Annotated in this window: 17 protein-coding genes; 15 read left to right on the plus strand and 2 right to left on the minus strand. The window is 63.4% G+C overall.

The features are described from left to right. Nucleotides 1-50: 50 nt before the first annotated feature. Both RAC97_RS05980 and RAC97_RS05985 read right to left on the minus strand, forming a co-directional pair. Nucleotides 51-1,271 carry a CaiB/BaiF CoA transferase family protein gene (locus tag RAC97_RS05980; RefSeq protein WP_375098345.1) on the minus strand — a complete coding sequence of 407 codons (1,221 nt, stop codon included), beginning with the start codon at nucleotides 1,269-1,271 and terminating at the stop codon, nucleotides 51-53. A 17-nt stretch (nucleotides 1,272-1,288) separates the two neighbouring features. Continuing rightward, nucleotides 1,289-2,470, minus strand: a complete 1,182-nt coding sequence (locus RAC97_RS05985; protein WP_375098346.1) for an acyl-CoA dehydrogenase — start codon at nucleotides 2,468-2,470, stop codon at nucleotides 1,289-1,291. Between the two features lie 160 nt (nucleotides 2,471-2,630). Here RAC97_RS05985 and RAC97_RS05990 point away from each other — a divergent pair, with 160 nt between their 5' ends. The 15 genes from RAC97_RS05990 to RAC97_RS06060 all read left to right on the plus strand — a co-directional run bounded on the left by RAC97_RS05990 (nucleotide 2,631) and on the right by RAC97_RS06060 (nucleotide 19,591). Beyond that, entirely contained in the window at nucleotides 2,631-3,530 is a 900-nt protein-coding gene (locus RAC97_RS05990) for a LysR family transcriptional regulator (RefSeq protein ID WP_375098347.1), read from the plus strand. Nucleotides 3,531-3,948: 418 nt separating this feature from the next. Then, nucleotides 3,949-5,070 (plus strand): Re/Si-specific NAD(P)(+) transhydrogenase subunit alpha, encoded by a 1,122-nt coding sequence (locus RAC97_RS05995; RefSeq protein WP_375098348.1) that lies wholly within the window; start codon nucleotides 3,949-3,951, stop codon nucleotides 5,068-5,070. An 11-nt stretch (nucleotides 5,071-5,081) separates the two neighbouring features. Further along, nucleotides 5,082-5,396 carry an NAD(P) transhydrogenase subunit alpha gene (locus RAC97_RS06000; RefSeq protein WP_375098349.1) on the plus strand — a complete coding sequence of 105 codons (315 nt, stop codon included), beginning with the start codon at nucleotides 5,082-5,084 and terminating at the stop codon, nucleotides 5,394-5,396. Between the two features lie 2 nt (nucleotides 5,397-5,398). Continuing rightward, nucleotides 5,399-6,835, plus strand: coding sequence for an NAD(P)(+) transhydrogenase (Re/Si-specific) subunit beta (locus RAC97_RS06005; protein WP_375098350.1), 1,437 nt, complete (start codon nucleotides 5,399-5,401; stop codon nucleotides 6,833-6,835). 193 nt (nucleotides 6,836-7,028) lie between these two features. After that, complete coding sequence (locus RAC97_RS06010) at nucleotides 7,029-8,522, plus strand: acetyl-CoA hydrolase/transferase family protein (RefSeq protein WP_375098351.1); 1,494 nt, start codon at nucleotides 7,029-7,031, stop codon at nucleotides 8,520-8,522. Between the two features lie 407 nt (nucleotides 8,523-8,929). Then, entirely contained in the window at nucleotides 8,930-9,142 is a 213-nt protein-coding gene (locus RAC97_RS06015) for a DUF1127 domain-containing protein (RefSeq protein ID WP_375098352.1), read from the plus strand. Nucleotides 9,143-9,426: 284 nt separating this feature from the next. Further along, the gene (locus tag RAC97_RS06020) at nucleotides 9,427-9,759 is read left to right on the plus strand and encodes a DUF2388 domain-containing protein (protein WP_375098353.1); all 333 of its coding nucleotides are present in this window, start codon (nucleotides 9,427-9,429) and stop codon (nucleotides 9,757-9,759) included. 78 nt (nucleotides 9,760-9,837) lie between these two features. Next, a complete protein-coding gene (locus RAC97_RS06025; RefSeq protein ID WP_375098354.1) occupies nucleotides 9,838-10,134 on the plus strand; it encodes a DUF2388 domain-containing protein in 297 nt (98 codons plus the stop codon). A gap of 36 nt (nucleotides 10,135-10,170) precedes the next feature. Further along, a complete protein-coding gene (locus RAC97_RS06030; protein ID WP_375098355.1) occupies nucleotides 10,171-10,491 on the plus strand; it encodes a DUF2388 domain-containing protein in 321 nt (106 codons plus the stop codon). Continuing rightward, on the plus strand, nucleotides 10,488-12,446 hold the full coding sequence (locus tag RAC97_RS06035; RefSeq protein WP_375098356.1) for a DUF4105 domain-containing protein: 1,959 nt from the start codon (nucleotides 10,488-10,490) through the stop codon (nucleotides 12,444-12,446). Before RAC97_RS06030 ends, RAC97_RS06035 begins: the two co-directional genes overlap by 4 nt. A gap of 439 nt (nucleotides 12,447-12,885) precedes the next feature. Then, nucleotides 12,886-14,193, plus strand: a complete 1,308-nt coding sequence (locus RAC97_RS06040) for a CitMHS family transporter (protein WP_375098357.1) — start codon at nucleotides 12,886-12,888, stop codon at nucleotides 14,191-14,193. 69 nt (nucleotides 14,194-14,262) lie between these two features. Beyond that, nucleotides 14,263-15,033, plus strand: a complete 771-nt coding sequence (locus RAC97_RS06045; protein ID WP_375098358.1) for a TerC family protein — start codon at nucleotides 14,263-14,265, stop codon at nucleotides 15,031-15,033. Between the two features lie 308 nt (nucleotides 15,034-15,341). Beyond that, nucleotides 15,342-17,000: a Na/Pi cotransporter family protein gene (locus RAC97_RS06050; protein WP_375098359.1), complete on the plus strand. Its 1,659-nt coding sequence runs from the start codon at nucleotides 15,342-15,344 to the stop codon at nucleotides 16,998-17,000. A gap of 38 nt (nucleotides 17,001-17,038) precedes the next feature. After that, the gene (locus tag RAC97_RS06055) at nucleotides 17,039-18,445 is read left to right on the plus strand and encodes a M16 family metallopeptidase (protein WP_375098360.1); all 1,407 of its coding nucleotides are present in this window, start codon (nucleotides 17,039-17,041) and stop codon (nucleotides 18,443-18,445) included. A 123-nt stretch (nucleotides 18,446-18,568) separates the two neighbouring features. Further along, nucleotides 18,569-19,591 carry a DUF5924 family protein gene (locus RAC97_RS06060; RefSeq protein WP_375098361.1) on the plus strand — a complete coding sequence of 341 codons (1,023 nt, stop codon included), beginning with the start codon at nucleotides 18,569-18,571 and terminating at the stop codon, nucleotides 19,589-19,591. Nucleotides 19,592-19,662 lie beyond the last annotated feature (71 nt).

Here is a 19,662-nt window from a genome sequence, read left to right on the forward strand (position 1 = left end):
AAAACAAAAGGGAGGCCTGCCGGCCTCCCGCTGCTCTATGAATAAAGAGCTCAGACCACCCCATCGGCCCGCAAGCGCCCGAGAGCCTCGGCACACAGGCCCAGCACATCGCCCAGCACAGCGTCCGTATGCTCACCCAGCAACGGTGGCGCACGGCGGTACTCCACCGGCGTTTGCGAAAGCCGGATCGGGCTGGCCACCTGCGGCACGCTGCCCGCCAATGGGTGCGCAATATTCACCGCCAGCCCTCGAGCCAGCACCTGCGGGTCCTGGAACATCTGCGCCAGGTCATTGATCGGCCCACAGGGCACGCCCGCCTGCTCAAGCTGGCTGACCCACTCGGCCGTGGTCTTGAACACCGTGGCCTGGCGAATCAACGGAATCAGCTCGCCCCGATTGGCCACCCGCTGCTTGTTGGTAGCGAAACGCGGGTCGTCCGCCCACTGTGGGTGCCCGGCCACCTCGGCGAATTTGCGGAATTGGCCATCGTTACCCACGGTAAGAATGAAATCGCCATCTGCCGTCGGGAAGTCCTGGTAAGGCACGATATTCGGGTGCGCGTTCCCCAGCCGCCGGGGCGCCACACCCGTGGTCAGGTAATTCATCGCCTGGTTGGCCAGGCAAGCCACCTGGACATCCAGCAACGCCATGTCTACATGCTGGCCGACACCGGACTGGTCACGATGGGCGAGGGCGGCCAGGATCGCCACGGTGGAGTACAGCCCGGTGAGGATATCGGTCAGCGCCACCCCAACCTTCATCGGCCCGGCACCCGCATCACCCTCCGGACGCCCGGTCAGGCTCATCAAGCCACCCAGCCCCTGGATCATGAAGTCGTAGCCCGCACGCTTGGCATAAGGTCCGGTCTGGCCGAAGCCGGTGATCGAGCAATAGATGAGCTTGGGGTTCACGGCCTTCAGGCTGGGATAGTCCAGGCCATAGGCCGCCAACCCACCCACCTTGAAATTCTCGATGACGATATCCGACTTCGCCGCCAGTTCACGCACCAGCCGCTGGCCCTCCGGCCGGGTGAAGTCGATGGTCACCGAACGCTTGTTGCGGTTGGCCGACAGATAGTAGGCCGCCTCGCTGGTGTTCTCGCCTTGTGCATCCTTGAGGAAGGGCGGCCCCCAGGCGCGAGTGTCATCCCCCGAGCCTGGCCGCTCGACCTTGATAACGTCGGCGCCAAGGTCGGCGAGGATCTGCCCGCTCCAAGGCCCGGCCAGCACGCGCGAAAGGTCCAGCACCCGCAAATGGGATAACGCCCCCATGGCCTGACTCCCTCTTATTAGAAGAACGCCTGAATACCGGTCTGGGCACGACCGAGGATCAGCGCGTGGATGTCGTGGGTCCCTTCATAGGTGTTGACCACCTCCAGGTTGACCAAGTGACGCGCCACGCCGAATTCGTCGGAGATGCCATTGCCGCCCAACATGTCACGGGCCAGGCGCGCGATCTCCAGGGCCTTGCCGCAGGAGTTGCGCTTCATGATCGAGGTGATTTCCACCGCCGCCGTGCCTTCGTCCTTCATCCGCCCAAGGCGCAGGCAGCCTTGCAGGCCCAGGGTGATCTCGGTCTGCATGTCGGCCAGCTTCTTCTGGATCAGCTGGTTGGCCGCCAACGGACGACCGAACTGCTTGCGGTCCAGGGTGTACTGGCGAGCGGTATGCCAGCAGGACTCCGCTGCCCCCAAGGCGCCCCAGGAGATGCCATAACGGGCTGAGTTCAGGCAGGTGAACGGGCCTTTCAGGCCGCGCACTTCAGGGAAGATGTTCTCCTCCGGCACGAACACGCTGTCCATGACGATTTCACCGGTGATGGAGGCGCGCAGACCAACCTTGCCGTGGATCGCCGGGGCGCTGAGGCCCTCCCAGCCTTTTTCCAGAATGAAACCGCGAATGTCGCCGGCATCGTCTTTGGCCCAGACCACGAAAACATCGGCGATCGGGCTGTTGGTGATCCACATCTTGCTGCCGCTCAGGCGATAGCCACCTTCGACCTTGCGTGCACGGGTAATCATCGCGCCCGGGTCGGAGCCGTGGTTTGGTTCGGTCAGGCCGAAGCAACCGATCCATTCGCCAGTGGCGAGCTTGGGCAGGTACTTCTGCTTCTGCGCCTCGCTGCCGAACTCGTTGATCGGCACCATCACCAGCGACGACTGCACGCTCATCATCGAGCGGTAGCCCGAATCGATGCGCTCCACTTCACGCGCGATCAGCCCGTAGCACACGTAGTTCAGGCCGCTGCCGCCGTACTCCACCGGAATGGTCGCGCCCAGCAGGCCGACTTCGCCCATTTCACGGAATATTGCCGTGTCGGTCTGCTCGTGGCGGAATGCCTCGATCACGCGCGGGGCCAACTTGTCCTGGGCGAACTGATAAGCGCTGTCACGCACCATGCGCTCTTCTTCAGTGAGCTGCTGGTCGAGCAGCAGCGGGTCGATCCAGTTGAAGCTTGCTTTACCGGCCATGAACGAAATCCTCGAAGTGGGTGGTCGTTGCTCGTGCATTGATCCTAGGCCTGATCGGGCGAAGGGACAAACGAGGATTGCGCACCGATTAGTGTTATTTTCTCACTCCGAAAAGCACCAAGATGCCTTTTAAAGCCACTCACGAGTGAGGTTGACGTACATGCGCCGCAAGATCCCCAGCACCACCGCCCTGGTCTGCTTCGAGGCCGCTGCGCGGCACGAGAGCTTTACCAAGGCTGCACAGGAACTTGCGCTTACCCAAGGCGCCGTCTGCCGGCAGATCGGCGGCCTGGAGGACTTTCTCAATGTCGAACTGTTCCGCCGCTCCCGCCGAGGCGTGAAACTGACCGAAGCCGGGCTTTCCTACAGCCGTCAGGTAGCCGCTCAACTGGACGCGGTGGAGCGCGACACCTTGTCGGTGATGCGCCAGCAGGGCGCCAACGTGATCGAGCTGGCAGTGGTTCCGACATTCGGCACCCAGTGGCTGCTGCCGCGGCTGAAGGATTTCCAGCAGCGCCACCCCGAGGTCACCGTCAACCTCACCAACCGCACGCGGCCATTCCTGTTCGCCGACACCGCCTTCGACGCCGCCATCTACTTTGGCGATGCCGATTGGTCCGGCACCCAGTCGCACAGGCTGATGGGCGAAAACCCGGTGCCGGTGTGCAGCCCGGCATTGCTGGACGGGCGGGACGACTTGCCGGCCCCGCGTATCGCCGAGCTGCCTCTGCTGCAGCAGACCACCCGGCCCTATGCCTGGCGGCAGTGGTTCGACAGCCTGGACATGAGTGTCGAGCACGACATGGCCGGACCACGCTACGAGCTGTTCTCCATGCTCGCCCAGGCAGCCATGCACGACATGGGCATCGCGCTGATTCCTCCGTTCCTGATCCAGCGCGAGTTGCAAGAGGGCAGGTTGGTGGTCGCCAACAGGCATGCGCTGGCCAGTGACAAGGCCTACTATCTGATGATTCCGGAGCGCAAGGTCGAGTCCGCCTCGCTGCGGGCGTTCCGCGACTGGCTGTTAGCTCAGGCCACGGACTACTTGTCGAAAAACTAGCGTAGGACAGCAAAAGCTGACTCCGTAGTTAATTATTCTAAACACCTACAGATGAATGTATTTGTCGCAAATAGGCAAACTGTTACGTCGCCCGCGAAAACCCTATCAACCCTAGTAAATACGCGGGTTTGCGGCTTGTTTTGCGACATCCAACACGCCACGCGCGAAATCAGTCAAAAAATTTTGATTTTTTCTCCTAAGCTGCCAATAGCCCGTGTTTGACGGCTCGAAAGCAGTTGCTTGCGACAAGTGGTCACAGGGTGACTTGTAGTTTTAAGTTCGTTTCGCTTCAGAACTGGTTGAAGCCCTCTGGGTTCGTCTGCAAAATGCCTCGCCCGTGCTGAACGGCCGCTCCAGTCGCACCATCCGAAGTGCGCTGGCTTAAACAAAGACAAAAGGTCACCGCAGGAGAAAAGTCGTGCACATTGGTGTTCCTCTCGAGACGCAGGCGGGTGAGACAAGGGTTGCCGCGACCCCGGAAACCATCAAGAAGTGGGTGGGCCAGGGCCATCAGGTCACGGTCGAGCGCGGGGCGGGCCTGGGGGCCAGCATTCCAGACAGTGCCTACGAGGCCGCCGGAGCCGCCTTGGGCGATGCAGGCGACGCCTTTGGCGCGCAACTGGTGCTCAAGGTGGTCGCACCCAACGACCAGGAGCTGACCCGCCTAAATGCCGGCAGCGTGCTGGCAGGCATGCTCAACCCCTTCAACAACGAACTGATCGCCAAGATGGCCGAGCGCGGCATCACCGCCTTCGCCCTCGAGGCCGCGCCCCGCACCTCGCGCGCCCAGAGCCTGGACGTGCTGTCGTCCCAGGCCAACATCGCCGGTTACAAGGCGGTGCTGCTGGCCGCTCACCACTACCCACGCTTCATGCCCATGCTGATGACTGCCGCAGGCACCGTGAAAGCCGCCCGCGTGCTCATTCTCGGGGCGGGCGTTGCCGGCCTTCAGGCCATTGCCACGGCCAAGCGCCTGGGTGCGGTGATCGAGGCGTCGGACGTACGCCCGGCGGTGAAGGAGCAGATCGAGTCGCTGGGTGCCAAGTTCCTCGACGTGCCCTACGAGACCGACGAAGAGCGCGAATGCGCCGAAGGCGTCGGCGGTTATGCCCGTCCCATGCCGGCCAGCTGGATGCAACGCCAGGCCCAGGCTGTGCATGAGCGCGCCAAGCAGGCCGATATCGTCATCACCACTGCGCTGATTCCCGGGCGCAAGGCGCCGACGCTGCTCAGCGCCGAAACCGTCGCGCAGATGAAACCCGGCTCGGTGGTCATCGACTTGGCGGCGGCACAAGGCGGCAACTGCCCACTGACCGTCGCCGACCAGGTGGTAGTCGCCCACGGCGTAACCCTGGTCGGGCCGACCAACCTGCCGGCCCAGGTCGCAGCAGATGCCTCGGCGCTGTACGCCCGCAACCTGCTGGACTTCACGAAGCTGCTGTTCGACAAGGACGGTGCACTGGTGATCAACCTCGAAGACGACATCGTCGCCGCGTGCCTGATGTGCCGCGACGGCCAGGTCGTGCGCAAGAACGGCTGAGGAGCACGACAATGGAAGACATGCTGATTTCCGATGGCATCTACAACCTGATCATCTTCGTGCTGGCCATCTATGTCGGCTACCACGTGGTGTGGAACGTCACTCCGGCACTGCACACGCCGCTGATGGCGGTCACCAACGCCATCTCGGCGATCGTCATCGTCGGCGCCATGCTGGCGGCGGCGTTGACTGTGACCCCGGCCGGCAAGCTGATGGGCACCCTGGCCGTGGCCCTGGCGGCGGTGAATGTGTTCGGTGGCTTCCTGGTCACCCGGCGCATGCTTGAAATGTTCAAGAAGAAAAACAAGAACGAGGCGCAGAAGTAAGCATGAGCATGAATCTGGTAACCCTTCTTTACCTGGTCGCCTCGGTCTGCTTCATCCAGGCGCTCAAGGGGCTGTCGCACCCGACCACCTCGCGGCGAGGCAACGTGTTCGGCATGCTTGGCATGGCCGTCGCCATGCTCACTACCCTCGGCCTCATCTATAAGCTAGGGGCGGAACTTGCCACCGCGGGCATTGGCTACGTGATCCTCGGCCTGTTGATTGGCGGCACCGCAGGTTCGATCATGGCCAAGCGTGTGGAAATGACCAAGATGCCTGAACTGGTCGCGTTCATGCACAGCATGATCGGCCTGGCCGCCGTGTTCATTGCCATCGCAGCTGTGCTGGAGCCGCAGTCGCTGGGCATCGTCGCCAGCATCAGCGACCCGATCCCCACCGGCAACCGCCTGGAGCTGTTCCTCGGCGCAGCGATTGGCGCCATTACCTTCTCCGGCTCGGTGATCGCCTTCGGCAAGTTGTCGGGCAAGTACAAGTTCCGCCTGTTCCAAGGTGCACCCGTACAGTTCGCCGGCCAGCACAAGCTGAACCTGATCCTGGGAATCACAACAATCGCCCTGGGCCTGCTGTTCACCTTTACCGGCCACTACAGCGCCTTCACTCTGATGCTGGCCCTGGCGTTCATCATGGGCGTGCTGATCATCATCCCGATTGGCGGCGCCGACATGCCCGTGGTGGTGTCGATGCTCAACAGCTACTCGGGCTGGGCAGCGGCGGGCATTGGTTTCTCGCTGAACAACTCGATGCTGATCATCGCCGGCTCCCTGGTGGGCTCCAGCGGCGCGATCCTCTCGTACATCATGTGCAAGGCGATGAACCGCTCGTTCTTCAACGTGATCCTCGGCGGCTTCGGCGGTGATACCGACGCAGGCGCCGCCACCGGCAGCAAGGAGCAGCGCCCGGTGAAATCCGGTTCGGCCGATGACGCGACCTTCCTGCTGAGCAACGCCGACAGTGTGATCATCGTCCCGGGCTACGGCCTGGCGGTAGCCCGCGCCCAGCATGCGCTCAAGGAGCTTACGGAAAAGCTGACCCACAATGGCGTGACCGTGAAGTATGCGATCCACCCGGTGGCCGGGCGCATGCCGGGGCATATGAACGTGCTCCTGGCTGAAGCCGAGGTGCCCTACGACCAGGTGTTCGAGATGGAGGACATCAACGCCGAGTTCGGCCAGGCCGACGTGGTGCTGGTGCTGGGTGCCAACGACGTGGTCAACCCGGCGGCAAAGAACGACCCCAAGTCGCCGATCGCCGGCATGCCGATTCTCGAGGCGTTCAAGGCCAAGACGATCATCGTCAACAAGCGCTCCATGGCCAGTGGTTATGCAGGGCTGGATAACGAACTGTTCTACCTGGACAAGACGATGATGGTGTTCGGGGATGCCAAGAAGGTGATCGAGGACATGGTGAAGGCGGTGGAGTGACCCCCGCTCTGGACACGTTCCTCTCTATATATAGAAGGCCCCGGGAAGATCTTTCCTGGGGCCTTCTCGCTTTCATGATCCAGATCAACGGCTCTACTTCCGGCCTTCCCCTACGACCATGGTCGCGGGACGGGGCGCCAGCGAAAACACTAGACTGCGCACCAGTCGCTTTTGTAGCCCGAGATAACACCCCATGTACCGTGATCGTATCCGCTTGTCCTCCCTGCACAGCAAGGTAATGAGTGCGGCTGATGCCGCTGGCCTGATCGAGGACGGCATGACCGTCGGCATGAGCGGCTTCACCCGCGCCGGCGAAGCCAAGGCCGTCCCGCATGCGCTGGCCGAGCGCGCCAAGCAGTCACCGCTGAAGATCAGCCTGATGACCGGCGCCAGCCTCGGAAACGACCTGGACAAGCAGCTCACCGAAGCGGGTGTGCTGGCCCGGCGCATGCCGTTCCAGGTGGACAGCACCCTGCGCAAGGCGATCAACGATGGCCAGGTGATGTTCATCGACCAGCACCTGTCGGAAACCGTCGAGCAGCTGCGGAACAAACAGCTGACCCTGCCGGACATCGCGGTCATCGAGGCGGTGGCGATCACCGAGCAAGGCCATATCGTGCCGACCACCTCGGTGGGCAACTCGGCCAGCTTCGCGATCTTCGCCAAGCAGGTCATCGTCGAGATCAACCTGTCGCACAATGCCAACCTCGAAGGCCTGCACGACATCTATATCCCTACCTACCGCCCAACGCGCACGCCGATCCCACTGGTAAAGGCGGATGACCGCATCGGTAGCAACGCGATCCCGATCGACCCGGCGAAAATCGTCGGCATCGTCATCAGCGACCAGCCGGACTCGCCGTCCACTGTGCTGCCCGCCGATGACGAAACCCAGGCCATCGCCGACCACCTCATCGACTTCTTCAGGAGCGAAGTGGCGGCCGGGCGCATGACCAATCAGCTCGGCCCGCTGCAGGCTGGCGTCGGCACCATCGCCAACGCCGTGCTCAGCGGCCTGATCGACTCGCCTTTCGAGAACCTGACCATGTACTCGGAAGTGCTGCAGGACTCGGCCTTCGATCTCATGGATGCCGGCAAGCTGAGCTTCGCCTCGGGCAGTTCGATCACCCTGTCGACCCGCCGCAACGCCGAGGTGTTCGGCAACCTGGAACGCTACAAGGACAAGCTGGTACTGCGCCCGCAGGAAATCTCCAACCACCCGGAGGTGGTGCGTCGCCTGGGCATCATCGGCATCAACACGGCGCTGGAGTTCGATCTGTACGGCAACGTCAACTCCACCCACGTATGCGGCACGCGAATGATGAACGGCATCGGCGGTTCCGGTGACTTTGCCCGCAACGCGCACTTGGCGGTATTCGTCACCAAGTCGATCGCCAAGGGTGGCGCCATTTCCAGCGTGGTGCCCATGGTCAGCCACGTGGACCACACCGAGCATGACGTGGACATCCTGGTGACCGAGCAAGGCCTGGCAGATTTGCGCGGCCTGGCGCCACGCGAGCGTGCCCGGGCGATCATCGACAACTGTGTGCACCCGGATTACCGCGCGGCACTGAACGACTACTTCGAGCGTGCCTGCCAGCGTGGGGGGCATACGCCGCATATTCTGCGTGAAGCCCTGAGCTGGCACGAGAACCTGGAAGAGAGTGGCCGCATGTTGGCGGGTTGATCTGGGTTTTGCAGCGACTGTACCGGCCTATTCGCGGGTAAACCCGCTCCCACAGGATTTTCACCGTGCTTGAGAGCGGCGGATTATTTGTGGGAGCGGGCGAATGCGTCAACACTGCATTGCGATCACCCCGAACACTTAACACGAGATTTATTAAAAAACTGTTCTACTGTACCGCTAAAAATCCAATCTCCCGCTTGTAAATCCCGCCACCCAGCCGGAAACGCACCAATTTAGTGCTGACCAGTACAGTTATGCCAATAACAGGTGCAACAGTGCCCTTAAACAGTTAACTGGCCTATCTCATTACTGCTGAACTGTATCTACTGTTATGGACAGCCGAGGAGGATCATGGGCACCAGTTAAACAACTCTCTAATCCCGCCATAAGCGGAAGGATGACACATCATGGAACGTACCCTCAGTTCCGGTCTGGTTTTCGAAAACAACGTTCAAACTAACGCCTCGCTGCCGCTGCGCGCGCTGTCGACCCTGCTGCTGTGGCAGCGTCGCCTCGCAAGCCGCCGCCAACTGGCTCGCCTGGATGGTCGCCTGCTGGCTGACGCCGGTATCAGCGAAGCCCAGCGTTACCAAGAGCTGAGCAAGCCTTTCTGGCGCTAAGCTCCGGCTTGCCGGCTACGGCCGGCACCGCGAATTCTCAAAACCCGCCGCAGGGAACTGCGGCGGGTTTTTTATTTCCAAAGCCGCGCGCTTGAGGGTTTCATCGCTATGACTGTACAGTTTTTGGTTTATAATTTTCGACCATAACAGTTTTTCGGGGCACTTACTTCACATGCGGAAACAAACCCACGTGATACGCTTGCCTCAATGACCTGTTAAAAACACAACGTGATGCACCGCGTAAGCGTGCGAGCCAACAGAGCCACCAGCAGGAGCCCTCCGACATGTCCCCCAAGTCCCGTAAACAACTGCCTCTGCTTGGCGCCGCCATGCTGCTGGCCCTGGCCGGCACCGCCCATGCCACCAGCTTCGTCGTGACCACCGATGCAGTCGTCGGCGCAGTCGCCGCCTCCACCGACGCCACCTCCGACGTGACGTCCTCGCTGCGCGACGACAAGATCGTCCAGGCCGCGCGCGACGACGCTGCCAGCTTCGTGGGCAGCCAAGGCGTGATTCGCGGGGCGAAGCTGGAAAGCGCGTTCCTGCATATCCGCCAGCAGCTGCCGACGCTGCAAGCCAGCGACACCCAACTGGCCCAGGCCATCCTGGCACTCTGAGCCAACCTACGTTGCCCGGGTGATCCCCTTTGAGCCCGCCCGGGCGAGCCTCAGCTGTCTGGAAAAAGCCTCGAACCCATGCGTTACCTGTTGCCATCGCTGTTCGCCGTCATCGTTGCCAGCGGCACTGCCCATGCCATGGATGTCACTACCCAGAGCCTCGTGGTCAGCGGCTATGTCACCAGCAAGGTGACCACCGCGCCGTTCGACCGCAAGGTGGTCTTGCGCGCGCGCAGCGACGCCGCTGCATTCGTCGCAAGCAAAGGGCAGATTCGCGGCGCGCGCCTGGAAGCCGCGCTGGAATCGCTGCGCCAGGCCAACCCTGCTCTGTCCGTCGGCGACCTTGAACTGGCAGAAGCAATTCTCGTCCAATGAACACACCTGACTCCCTGTATTCTTCGGAGATGCTCCATGCGTAAACCGCTGATCGCCGCTACCCTCGGCATGTTGCTGCTGGCCGACCTGGCCCAGGCACAAACCCTGGTGGCCACCAGCAATATCATCGTGCGTGCCTTTGGCCGCTCGATCGACTTCACGTCCGACACCACCACCTCCATCCGCGACTCCAAGGTCGTGCAGGAAGCCCGTGACGACGCCGCCAGTTTCGTCGCCAGCCGCGGCGACATCCGTGGTGCACAGCTGGAAGCTGCGTTCGACACCCTGCGCCAGCGTGTCCCAGAGGCTCGCGACGCCAGCGACCAGGTATTGGCCGAAGCCATCCTCGCCCTGTGAAGCGCGCGCGTGCCTGGCTGCTCGGCTGCGCCCTGACGCTGCTCGGCACGCCCGCCCTTGCCGACCTGCAGCTTGAGCTGCAGGCAGCTGGCCTCGACCCGCAACAACAGCAAGCCACCCAGGCATTGCTCGACGAGGCGATGGCCAAGCTCCCTCCTGCGTTCAAAACCCAGCTGGACCGCCGCGTGCGGGTCGCTTGGACCGACAACATGCCCGCCGATGCCTACGGCCAGGCCTCGCTGGTCTCGACCCTGGACCTCAACCGCCGCCTGTTGCCAGGCCTGGTCGATGGCAGCGCCGCCCGCGAACGCACCCAGCGTGCCCATGGCACGGTGCGCAACGAACTACTGGCCACCGTGCTGCATGAACTGACCCACATCTACGACCGCGCCCGCCTGTGGCCCGCGCCCGAGCGCAGCCTGATCGCCCGCTGCAAGCGCCACGAAGCCAGCCTGGGCGCCATCGGCCTGCCCGCGCAGTGCCGCGGCCAGGCCGAACGCCGCTTCACCCTCAGCGACGACCCACGCCTGCTCGACCTGGCCGGCTGGCCGCAATACGTCGGCCGCCGTGGCGAGCGCGAGCAACACAACGGCCAGCTGGTACGCAGCCCGGACAGCTACGAACTGAGCAGCCCCAAGGAATTCATCGCGGTCAACATGGAGTATTTCCTCCTCGACCCGAGCTACGCCTGTCGCCGCCCCGCACTGAACCAGTACCTGCGCGAGCACTTCGCCTGGGCGCCACCCCAGGACCCTTGCGCCAAAGGCCTGCCGTTCCTCAACGCCGGCAACGATTTCGCCCGCCAGCCGCTGGGCGAGATCGACCCGGAGCGGGTGTACCAGGTCGATTACCTGCTGGCCGAAGCCAACCAGAACTGGGTCAGCCGCTGGGGCCACAGCATGCTGCGCCTGGTGATCTGCGCACCCGGCCGTCCGCGCGGTCCGGATTGCCGCCTGGACCTTGACCAGCACCTGGTGCTGTCGTACCGCGCCTTCGTCAACGACGTGCAGCTGTCCAGCTGGGACGGCCTGACCGGCGCCTACCCGTCGCGGCTGTTCGTACTGCCACTGGGCCAGGTGATCGACGAATACACCAAGACCGAACTGCGCAGCCTGGCGTCGGTTCCGCTCAAGCTCGACCGCACGCAAATCGAGGACCTGGTCCGCCAGGCCGCCGAGATGCACTGGAGCTATGACGGCAACTACTACTTCCTGTCCAACAACTGCGCGGTGGAAACCCTCAAGCTGATGCGCAGCGGCACCGCCGACCGGCGCCTGGCCGACCTCGACGCGATCATGCCCAACGGCCTGCTGGAAGTGCTCAAGGGCCGTGGCCTTGCCGATACCAGCGTGCTCGACGACCGCCGTGAAGCACTGCGCCTGGGCTATCAGTTCGACTCCTACCGTGATCGCTACCAGGCGATGTTCGACGTGCTGAAGAAGCAGTTGCCGATCAAGGAAATCGCCGTGGAGGACTGGCTGGCACTGGATGCCGAGCAGCGCCGCCCGTGGTTCCCCAAGGCTGACCTGCGCACCAGCGCTGCCTTGCTGCTGCTCGAGCAGGCCAGCCTGCGCCGCCAGCTGTTGCTGGCCCAGGACGAAGTCAAGCAGCGCTACCTCAATGCCACAGCGCTGAAGGACGGAACGGTAGACAAGGCCAACGCGACCTTGCAGCAGATGCTGGCCAACAGCGGCTTCCTCAGCCGCCCGGCGGAACTGCTCGAAAGCACCGGCTACGGCCTGCCACAACCCCAGGAGCGAGTGCACCTGGAGCAGGTGAGCAAGGAGCGCCAGGCACAGTTGCTGCGCCTGAGCACTGACCTGGACAAGGAAGTGCGGGCCTTGCTGGAGCCCAAGCGGGCGCAGGAGATCACGGCGGTCGAGGGCAATGTGAAGCAGATCGGCGAGCACCTGCGGGCCTTGCACAAGGCGGCTGGGGGGTTGCAGCTGCCCTGATGCGGTTGTGGCGGCTCTGCGCGCCAAGGCCGCTCGAACAAGAGCCTGCAGGAGCGGGCTTGGCCGCGAAGAAGGCGCAGCGGTGGAGGGTACCGGCTACGCCGGTGTTCGCGGTCAAGCCCCCCTCATCCAGATCCAACCACGGCAGCCGCCCTCGTGCAGCTTCGTCATCGCCCCTACCTCCTGTCGCCCACGCTGGGTCGAAAGCTGGCTGAAAGCTTCTGCGCCTAGGATATCCCCACCACCGGCAACAGACCGGCCAGCCAGGGCACCCGGAAATTTCCGCGCCCGGCCCAATCAACAACAACAATGGTGATACCGATGTTTTCCTGTTCCCGCCTTCCTGCAGTGCCCCTCCGGCTACCCCACGCACAGCGCCTGACGCGCTGACACGCCCGAATCGCCCGCCCTTTCGTCGCGCCTCGCCTGGAGTACCGCCATGCTGACTTTCCTTGGCTTTGCCATGGTCATTTCCTTCATGTACCTGATCATGACCAAGCGCCTCTCGGCGTTGATCGCGTTGATCCTGGTACCGATCCTGTTCGCCCTGTTCGGCGGCTTCTACAGCGACATCGGCCCGATGATGCTGCAAGGCATCAGCAAGCTCGCGCCCACCGGCGTGATGTTGATGTTCGCTATTCTCTATTTCGCCCTGATGATCGACTCCGGCCTGTTCGACCCGGCCGTGCGCCAGATCCTCAAGCTGGTCAAGGGCGACCCGCTGAAGGTCTCGGTCGGCACCGCGGTGCTGGCCTTGGTGGTATCGCTCGACGGTGACGGCGCCACCACCTACATGATCTGCTGCGCCGCCATGCTGCCGCTGTACAGCCGCCTGGGCATGAGCCCAAGGATCATGGCAGGCCTGATCATCCTGGCCGGCGGAGTGATGAACATGACCCCCTGGGGCGGCCCGACCGCCCGCGCGGCCAGCGCGCTGCACGTCGACCCGTCGGACATCTTCGTGCCGATGATCCCGGCCATGGCCTTCGGCGTGCTGGCGATCCTCGCCATCGCCTACATGTACGGCAAGCGCGAGCGGGCCCGCCTGGGCGAGCTGCACCTGCCCACCGACGACATCGACCACAGCGAAATCAGCGTGTCGCAGTTCCCTGAAGCACGCCGCCCGAAGCTGATCTGGTTCAACGGCGCCCTCACCGCCGTGCTGATGGTGGCGCTGATCGCTGGCGTACTGCCGCTGCCGGTGCTGTTCATGATCGCTTTCAGCATCGCGATGATCGTCAACTACCCGTGCCTGCAACAGCAGAAGGACCGCGTCGCGGCCCACGCCGGTAGCGTATTGGCCGTCACCGGCCTGATCTTCGCTGCGGGCATCTTCACCGGCATCCTGTCGGGCACCGGCATGGTCGAGGCCATGTCCAAGAGCCTGCTGGCGGTGATTCCGGACGCGCTCGGCCCGTACCTGGCGGTCATTACCGCGATCGTCAGCATGCCGTTCACCTTCTTCATGTCCAACGACGCCTTCTACTACGGCGTGCTGCCGGTGCTGTCGGAAGCGGCCGCCCATTACGGCATCACCCCGGTGGAAATGGCCCGTGCGTCGATCGTCGGGCAGCCGGTACACCTGCTGAGCCCGCTGGTACCCTCCACCTATCTGTTGGTGGCGCTGGCAGGCATCGAGTTCGGCGACCACCAGCGCTTCACCCTCAAGTGGGCAGTGCTGGTGTGCCTGTGCATAATGTTCGCCGCGCTGCTGATGGGGATTTTCCCGCTGTTCAGCAGTCTGTAACAAAACAGCATCCCACCGCGATGCGCCCGCCGCCCGGGCGCGTCGCCATTATCGTTCGAAGGAATACACATGGAATGGCTGACCAGCCCGGAAATCTGGGTTGCCTTTTTCACCCTCACCGCACTTGAGATCGTGCTGGGGATCGACAACATCATCATGATCTCGATCCTGGTCAGCCGCATGCCCAAGCACCTGCAACCGCGCACGCGGATCTTCGGCCTGGCGCTGGCGATGGTTACACGCATCATGCTGCTGCTGTCGATCACCTGGGTGATGCGCCTGACCGCCGATTTGTTCGTGATCTTCGGCCAGGGTATTTCCGGCCGCGACCTGATCCTGTTCTTCGGTGGCCTGTTCCTGCTGTGGAAAAGCTCGCAGGAGATCTACCACGGCCTGGAAGGTGAGGAGGAGAACCCCGACCAGCCCAAGGGCGCGGGCGGCAAGTTCTTCTACACCATCATCCAGATCGCCATTATCGACATCGTGTTCTCGCTGGACTCGGTGATCACTGCAGTGGGAATGGTGTCCCACGTGCCGGTAATGGTCGCGGCGATCATCGTCGCGGTGCTGGTGATGATGCTGTGCGCCGGCACTATCAGCGACTTCATCGACAAGCACCCGTCGCTGAAGATGCTCGCCCTGTCGTTCCTGATCGTGGTCGGCACCGTGCTGATCGCCGAGGCTTTCGACGTGCATGTGCCGAAAGGTTATGTGTACTTCGCCATGGCCTTCTCGCTGGCGGTGGAGGCGATCAACATCCGCATGCGCACCGCCCGGGCGCGCAAGGAAAGCAAGGATCACGATCCGGTGAAACTGCGCAAGGACATCCCGGGTCAGTAACACAAGGCTCGTTGTAATTGGGGCTGCGATGCAGCCCTTCGCGGGTAAACCCGCTCCCACAGGTTTTGCGCTGTTTTAAGAGGCGGCGCGGTCCTTGTGGGAGCGGGTTTACCCGCGAAGGGTCGCACCGCGGCCCCATTTGTTCATGACAGAAATGTTTCAAATAAATGTCCGCCATGCCAAGCTGGCGGCAACTGCGCAAAGCAACTAAAGCTTCAGTGAGCACTGAAAATACCGCCCACCCCCGGGCCAGGCTCACCGCGATACCCATTGGCCCCGCCTGGGCCAGGCAAAAGGGGGCCTCGAACATGCTGACCTTGCTCAACCTGCTCTCCGCCGTGGCCCTGCTGGTATGGGGCACGCACATCGTGCGCACCGGCATCCTGCGGGTGTATGGCTCGAACCTGCGCCGGGTGCTCGGCCAGAACATGAACCGCCGACCACTGGCGTTCATCGCAGGCATCGTGGTCACCGCCATGGTGCAAAGCAGCAACGCCACCGCCATGCTGGTCACCTCGTTCGTCGGCCAGGGCCTGATGGCCATGACCCCGGCCCTGGCGATCATGCTCGGTGCCGATGTCGGTACCGCATTGATGGCGCGGGTGCTGACCTTCGACCTGTCGTGGCTGTCGCCGCTGCTGCTGTTCATCGGCGTGATCTTCTTCCTCTCGCGCAAGCAGACCCGCCTCGGCCAGCTGGGCCGGGTGGCCATCGGCCTGGGCCTGATCATTCTGGCCCTGGAGCTGATCGTGCAGGCTGCCGCGCCCATCACCCACGCCCAGGGCGTGAAGGTGCTGTTCGCCTCGCTCACCGGCGACATCCTACTCGACGCCCTGGTCGGCGCGCTGTTCGCCATGATCTCCTACTCGAGCCTGGCTGCCGTGCTGCTCACCGCCACCCTGGCCGGTGCCGAACTCATCAGCCTGCCGGTGGCGATCGGCCTGGTGGTCGGCGCCAACATCGGCAGCGGGCTGCTGGCGTTCATCAGCACCAGCATGCAGAACAGCGCTGGCCGCCGCGTGGCCTTGGGCAGCCTGCTGTACAAGTTGATCGGCCTGGTGCTGATCATCCCGGTGCTGCACCCGCTGGTGGACTGGATGGACTCGTTGAGCTTCAGCCCGCAGGAGCTGGTGATCGGCTTCCACCTGCTCTACAACACGCTGCGCTGCCTGGTGATGCTGCCGACGGTCAAACCCATGGGTCGTCTGTGCAGCACGTTGCTGCCGGAGCGGGACAACGGCAACGGCCAGGTCCGCCCGCGCCACCTCGACCCCTCCGCCCTCGGCACGCCCAGCCTGGCCCTGGCCAATGCCGCGCGCGAAACCCTGCGCCTGGGCGATATCGTTGATAGCCTGCTGGAGGCCATGCTCGGGGCCCTGCGCGGCACCCAGACCGCGTTGCCGCAACAGGTGCGGGCGCTGGGCGAGGATGCCGAGGCGCTGTACAGCGCCATCAAGCTGTACCTGGCGCAGATGACCCGCGAAGACCTCAGCGGCCCGGAAAACCGGCGCTGGGCCGAGATCATCGAGCTGGCGGTCAACCTCAAGCTGGCCAGCGACCTGATCGAGCGCATGCTGCGCAAGGTACAGCAGCAGAAAACCTCGCAGCGCCGCGAGTTCTCCCAGGTAGGCCTGGAAGAGCTGACCGGCCTGCAAGAACAACTGCTGGCCAACCTGCGCCTGGGCCTGTCGGTGTTTCTCAGCGCCGACCCGCAGAGCGCCCACCTGCTGCTGCGCGAGAAACGTCGCTTCCGCGCCCAGGAACGCCGCCTGGCGCACGCCCATGTAAGCCGCCTGCAACGTAAAGTGGTGCAGAGTATCGAAACCAGTTCACTACACTTGGAGCTGATCGCCGACATGAAGCGGTTGAACTCTTTGTTCTGCAGCAGTGCCTATGTGGTACTGGGCGGCTCCGACACCGGTGGCCTGCTGCTCGACAGCGTGCCGGACGAAGTCCGCCAGCCCTGACCAAGCCCTTTTCACACAAGCCTGAAGACACTGCGCCCATGCGTTGCCTGACGTTCATTTGCCTTGTGCTTTGCAGCCTCCCTTCCCTGGCCCTCGACCGGTCGCGGGTCGAGGGGTACCTGCTGCCCAATGGGTTGCAGGTCATCATGAAGTCCGGCTACGAGCGCGACCATGTATCGATCCGCCTGGTCGTGGGCGTGGGCCTGGACGACTTCGACTGCAACCAGCGCGAGTTGCCGCACCTGCTGGAACACCTGCTGTTCAGCGGTATCGACGAAACTGGCGAGGGCGGCCTGGAAGAACGCATGCAGGCCCTGGGCGGGGAGTGGAACGCCTTTACCAGCAGCGCCGACACCACCTTCGTGATCGAGGCCCCGGCGCGCAACCAGCGCAAGGTGCTCGACCTGCTGCTGGCAGCCATCCGCGACACCCGCATCGACGCCAAGGCCCTGGCCACCGCCAAGACCATCATCGAACGCGAGGACGGCGGCCATTATGGCCACCTGCAGCGCTGGCTCGACCGTCAGGACATCGGCAACCGCGCCAGCGACCAGCTGGCCGTGGAACTGGGCCTGAAATGCCCGGAACGCTCCGACCTCGACGACATGACCCTGGCCCAGGTCAAGGCCCTGCGCGAAAACTTCTACGCCGCCAACAACATGAGCCTGATCGTGGTCGGCGGCCTCGACCGCCTGCTGCCGGCCTACCTGGAGCGCACCTACGGCGAGCTGCCGGCCACCGAGCCGGGCGAGCGCCGCGACCTGGAAACCATCACCCAGCAGGCCGAACAGCGCCGCGACCTGACCCGTGGCTGGCTGGGCGACAACGTCAAGCTGCACTGGCTGTTCATCGAGCCGATGCTGGAGGAGGGCCACGACCAGACCATGGAGCTGCTCTCGCGCTACCTCGACTGGGCGCTGTACGACCAGCTGCGCCTGCGTAACGGCCTGTCCTATGGCCCATCGGCAGCACGCGAGAGCTTTGGCGACAGCGGCATGCTCAGCCTCAATGCCGACCTGGAGCGCCAGGACGTCGACGAAGCGGTGAACGTGCTGCAGCAGCTTTTCGAGCAGCTGAAGAAAAACGGGCTGGACCCGGACACCTTCGCTCGGCTGAAGGAAGCCGCCATCGCCCGCGAAAGCTGGACCACCCAAGGCAACAGCGCGCTGGCCGACTATTACTGGGGTGCGCTCAACGACTACCGGGATGGGGTGTTCAACGACCCGATCCGCAAGCTGCGCCAGGTCAGCCTCAAGCAGGCCAACGATGCGTTGCGCCAGTTGCTCAAGAGCCCTGGCTACCTGCGTATCGAGAAGCCGCTGCTGGGTTATGACGAACTTTATGGACTGGTGGCCGTGGTACTCGGGCTGGTGCTCGCTGCAGGGTTGATCCGGCGGCGGCGCAAACATGCCGATCGCCCCAGTGGCGCTACACGCGAGAGCTGATTCGGCGGTATCCTGTACCGGCCTCTTCGCGGGTAAACCCGCTCCCACAGCGCAATACCTGTGGGAGCGGGTTTACCCGCGAAGAGTCCGGTACAGTCACCCCACCTCTCGCTGTCGTATCCCATGCCCCCGATCCCCATCATCGTCCAACGCGTCATCGAGCTGCTCAAGCGCTACCCCGGCGTCATTGCCCTCTTCGGTTTCCTCTCCGGTATCGGCAGTTTCATCCTGGTCGACCGCCAAGCCGGCCTGGCCAGCTGGATCGCCATCCTGATGCTGGTGAGCTGGGTGTGGCTGATGTTCGAGAACGCCCTCACCGGCCTGTTCACCCGCACCTTCAAGCGCGAGATTCCCCAGCCGCTGCTGCGCTACGCGACGCAGATGATCCATCAGGAAAGCCTGTTCTTCGTCCTGCCGTTCTTCTTCATCACCACCACTTGGAACAGCGGCCAGCTGGTGTTCACCGGCCTGCTCGCGGCCGCCGGACTGGTCTCCATCGTCGATCCGCTGTACTACAAATGGCTGGCCCCGCGGCGCTGGCTGTTCCTGGCGATGCACACCCTGACGCTGTTCGCTGCGCTGCTCACGGCGTTGCCGGTCATTCTCCACCTGACCACCGCGCAGAGCTTCAAGCTGGCACTGATCGCAGCCATGGTGCTGTCGTTCCCCAGCCTTGCCAGCAGCTTCCCGGTCACTACCTGGCGTCGGGGCGTGGCCCTGGTACTGATGACCCTGGCGGTAGGCGGTGGTGGCTGGCTGCTGCGTTCCTGGGTGCCGCCGGCCACGCTTTGGATGACCGAAGTGGCGGTGAGCACCGAGGTGATCAACCGCCAGCCCGGCGAGTCGCTGGACGAAATCGCTGCCAGCCGCATCCGCAGCAGCGGCCTGTATGCCTACACCGCGATCAATGCCCCACGCGGCCTGAACGAGCGCATCTACCATGTGTGGCAACACAACGGCAAAGAGGTCGACCGCATTGCCCTGGACATCCACGGCGGACGCAAGGAAGGCTACCGGGCCTGGACCCACAAGCAGAACTTCCCGGCCAACCCGGTAGGCAAGTGGCAGGTGCGGGTGCTGACAGAAGATGGCCAAGTGATTGGCGTGTTGCGCTTCGAAGTGGTGGACGATGTGCCTGCCGGTTGAGTGAAAAGGGGCTGCCTTGCAGCCCCGAAAGCCTACAGGCAGCTCATTTTCAACCAACCGCCCAACCCCTC

Source organism: Pseudomonas sp. LS_2 (assembly GCF_042709235.1).
GTDB lineage: Bacteria > Pseudomonadota > Gammaproteobacteria > Pseudomonadales > Pseudomonadaceae > Aquipseudomonas.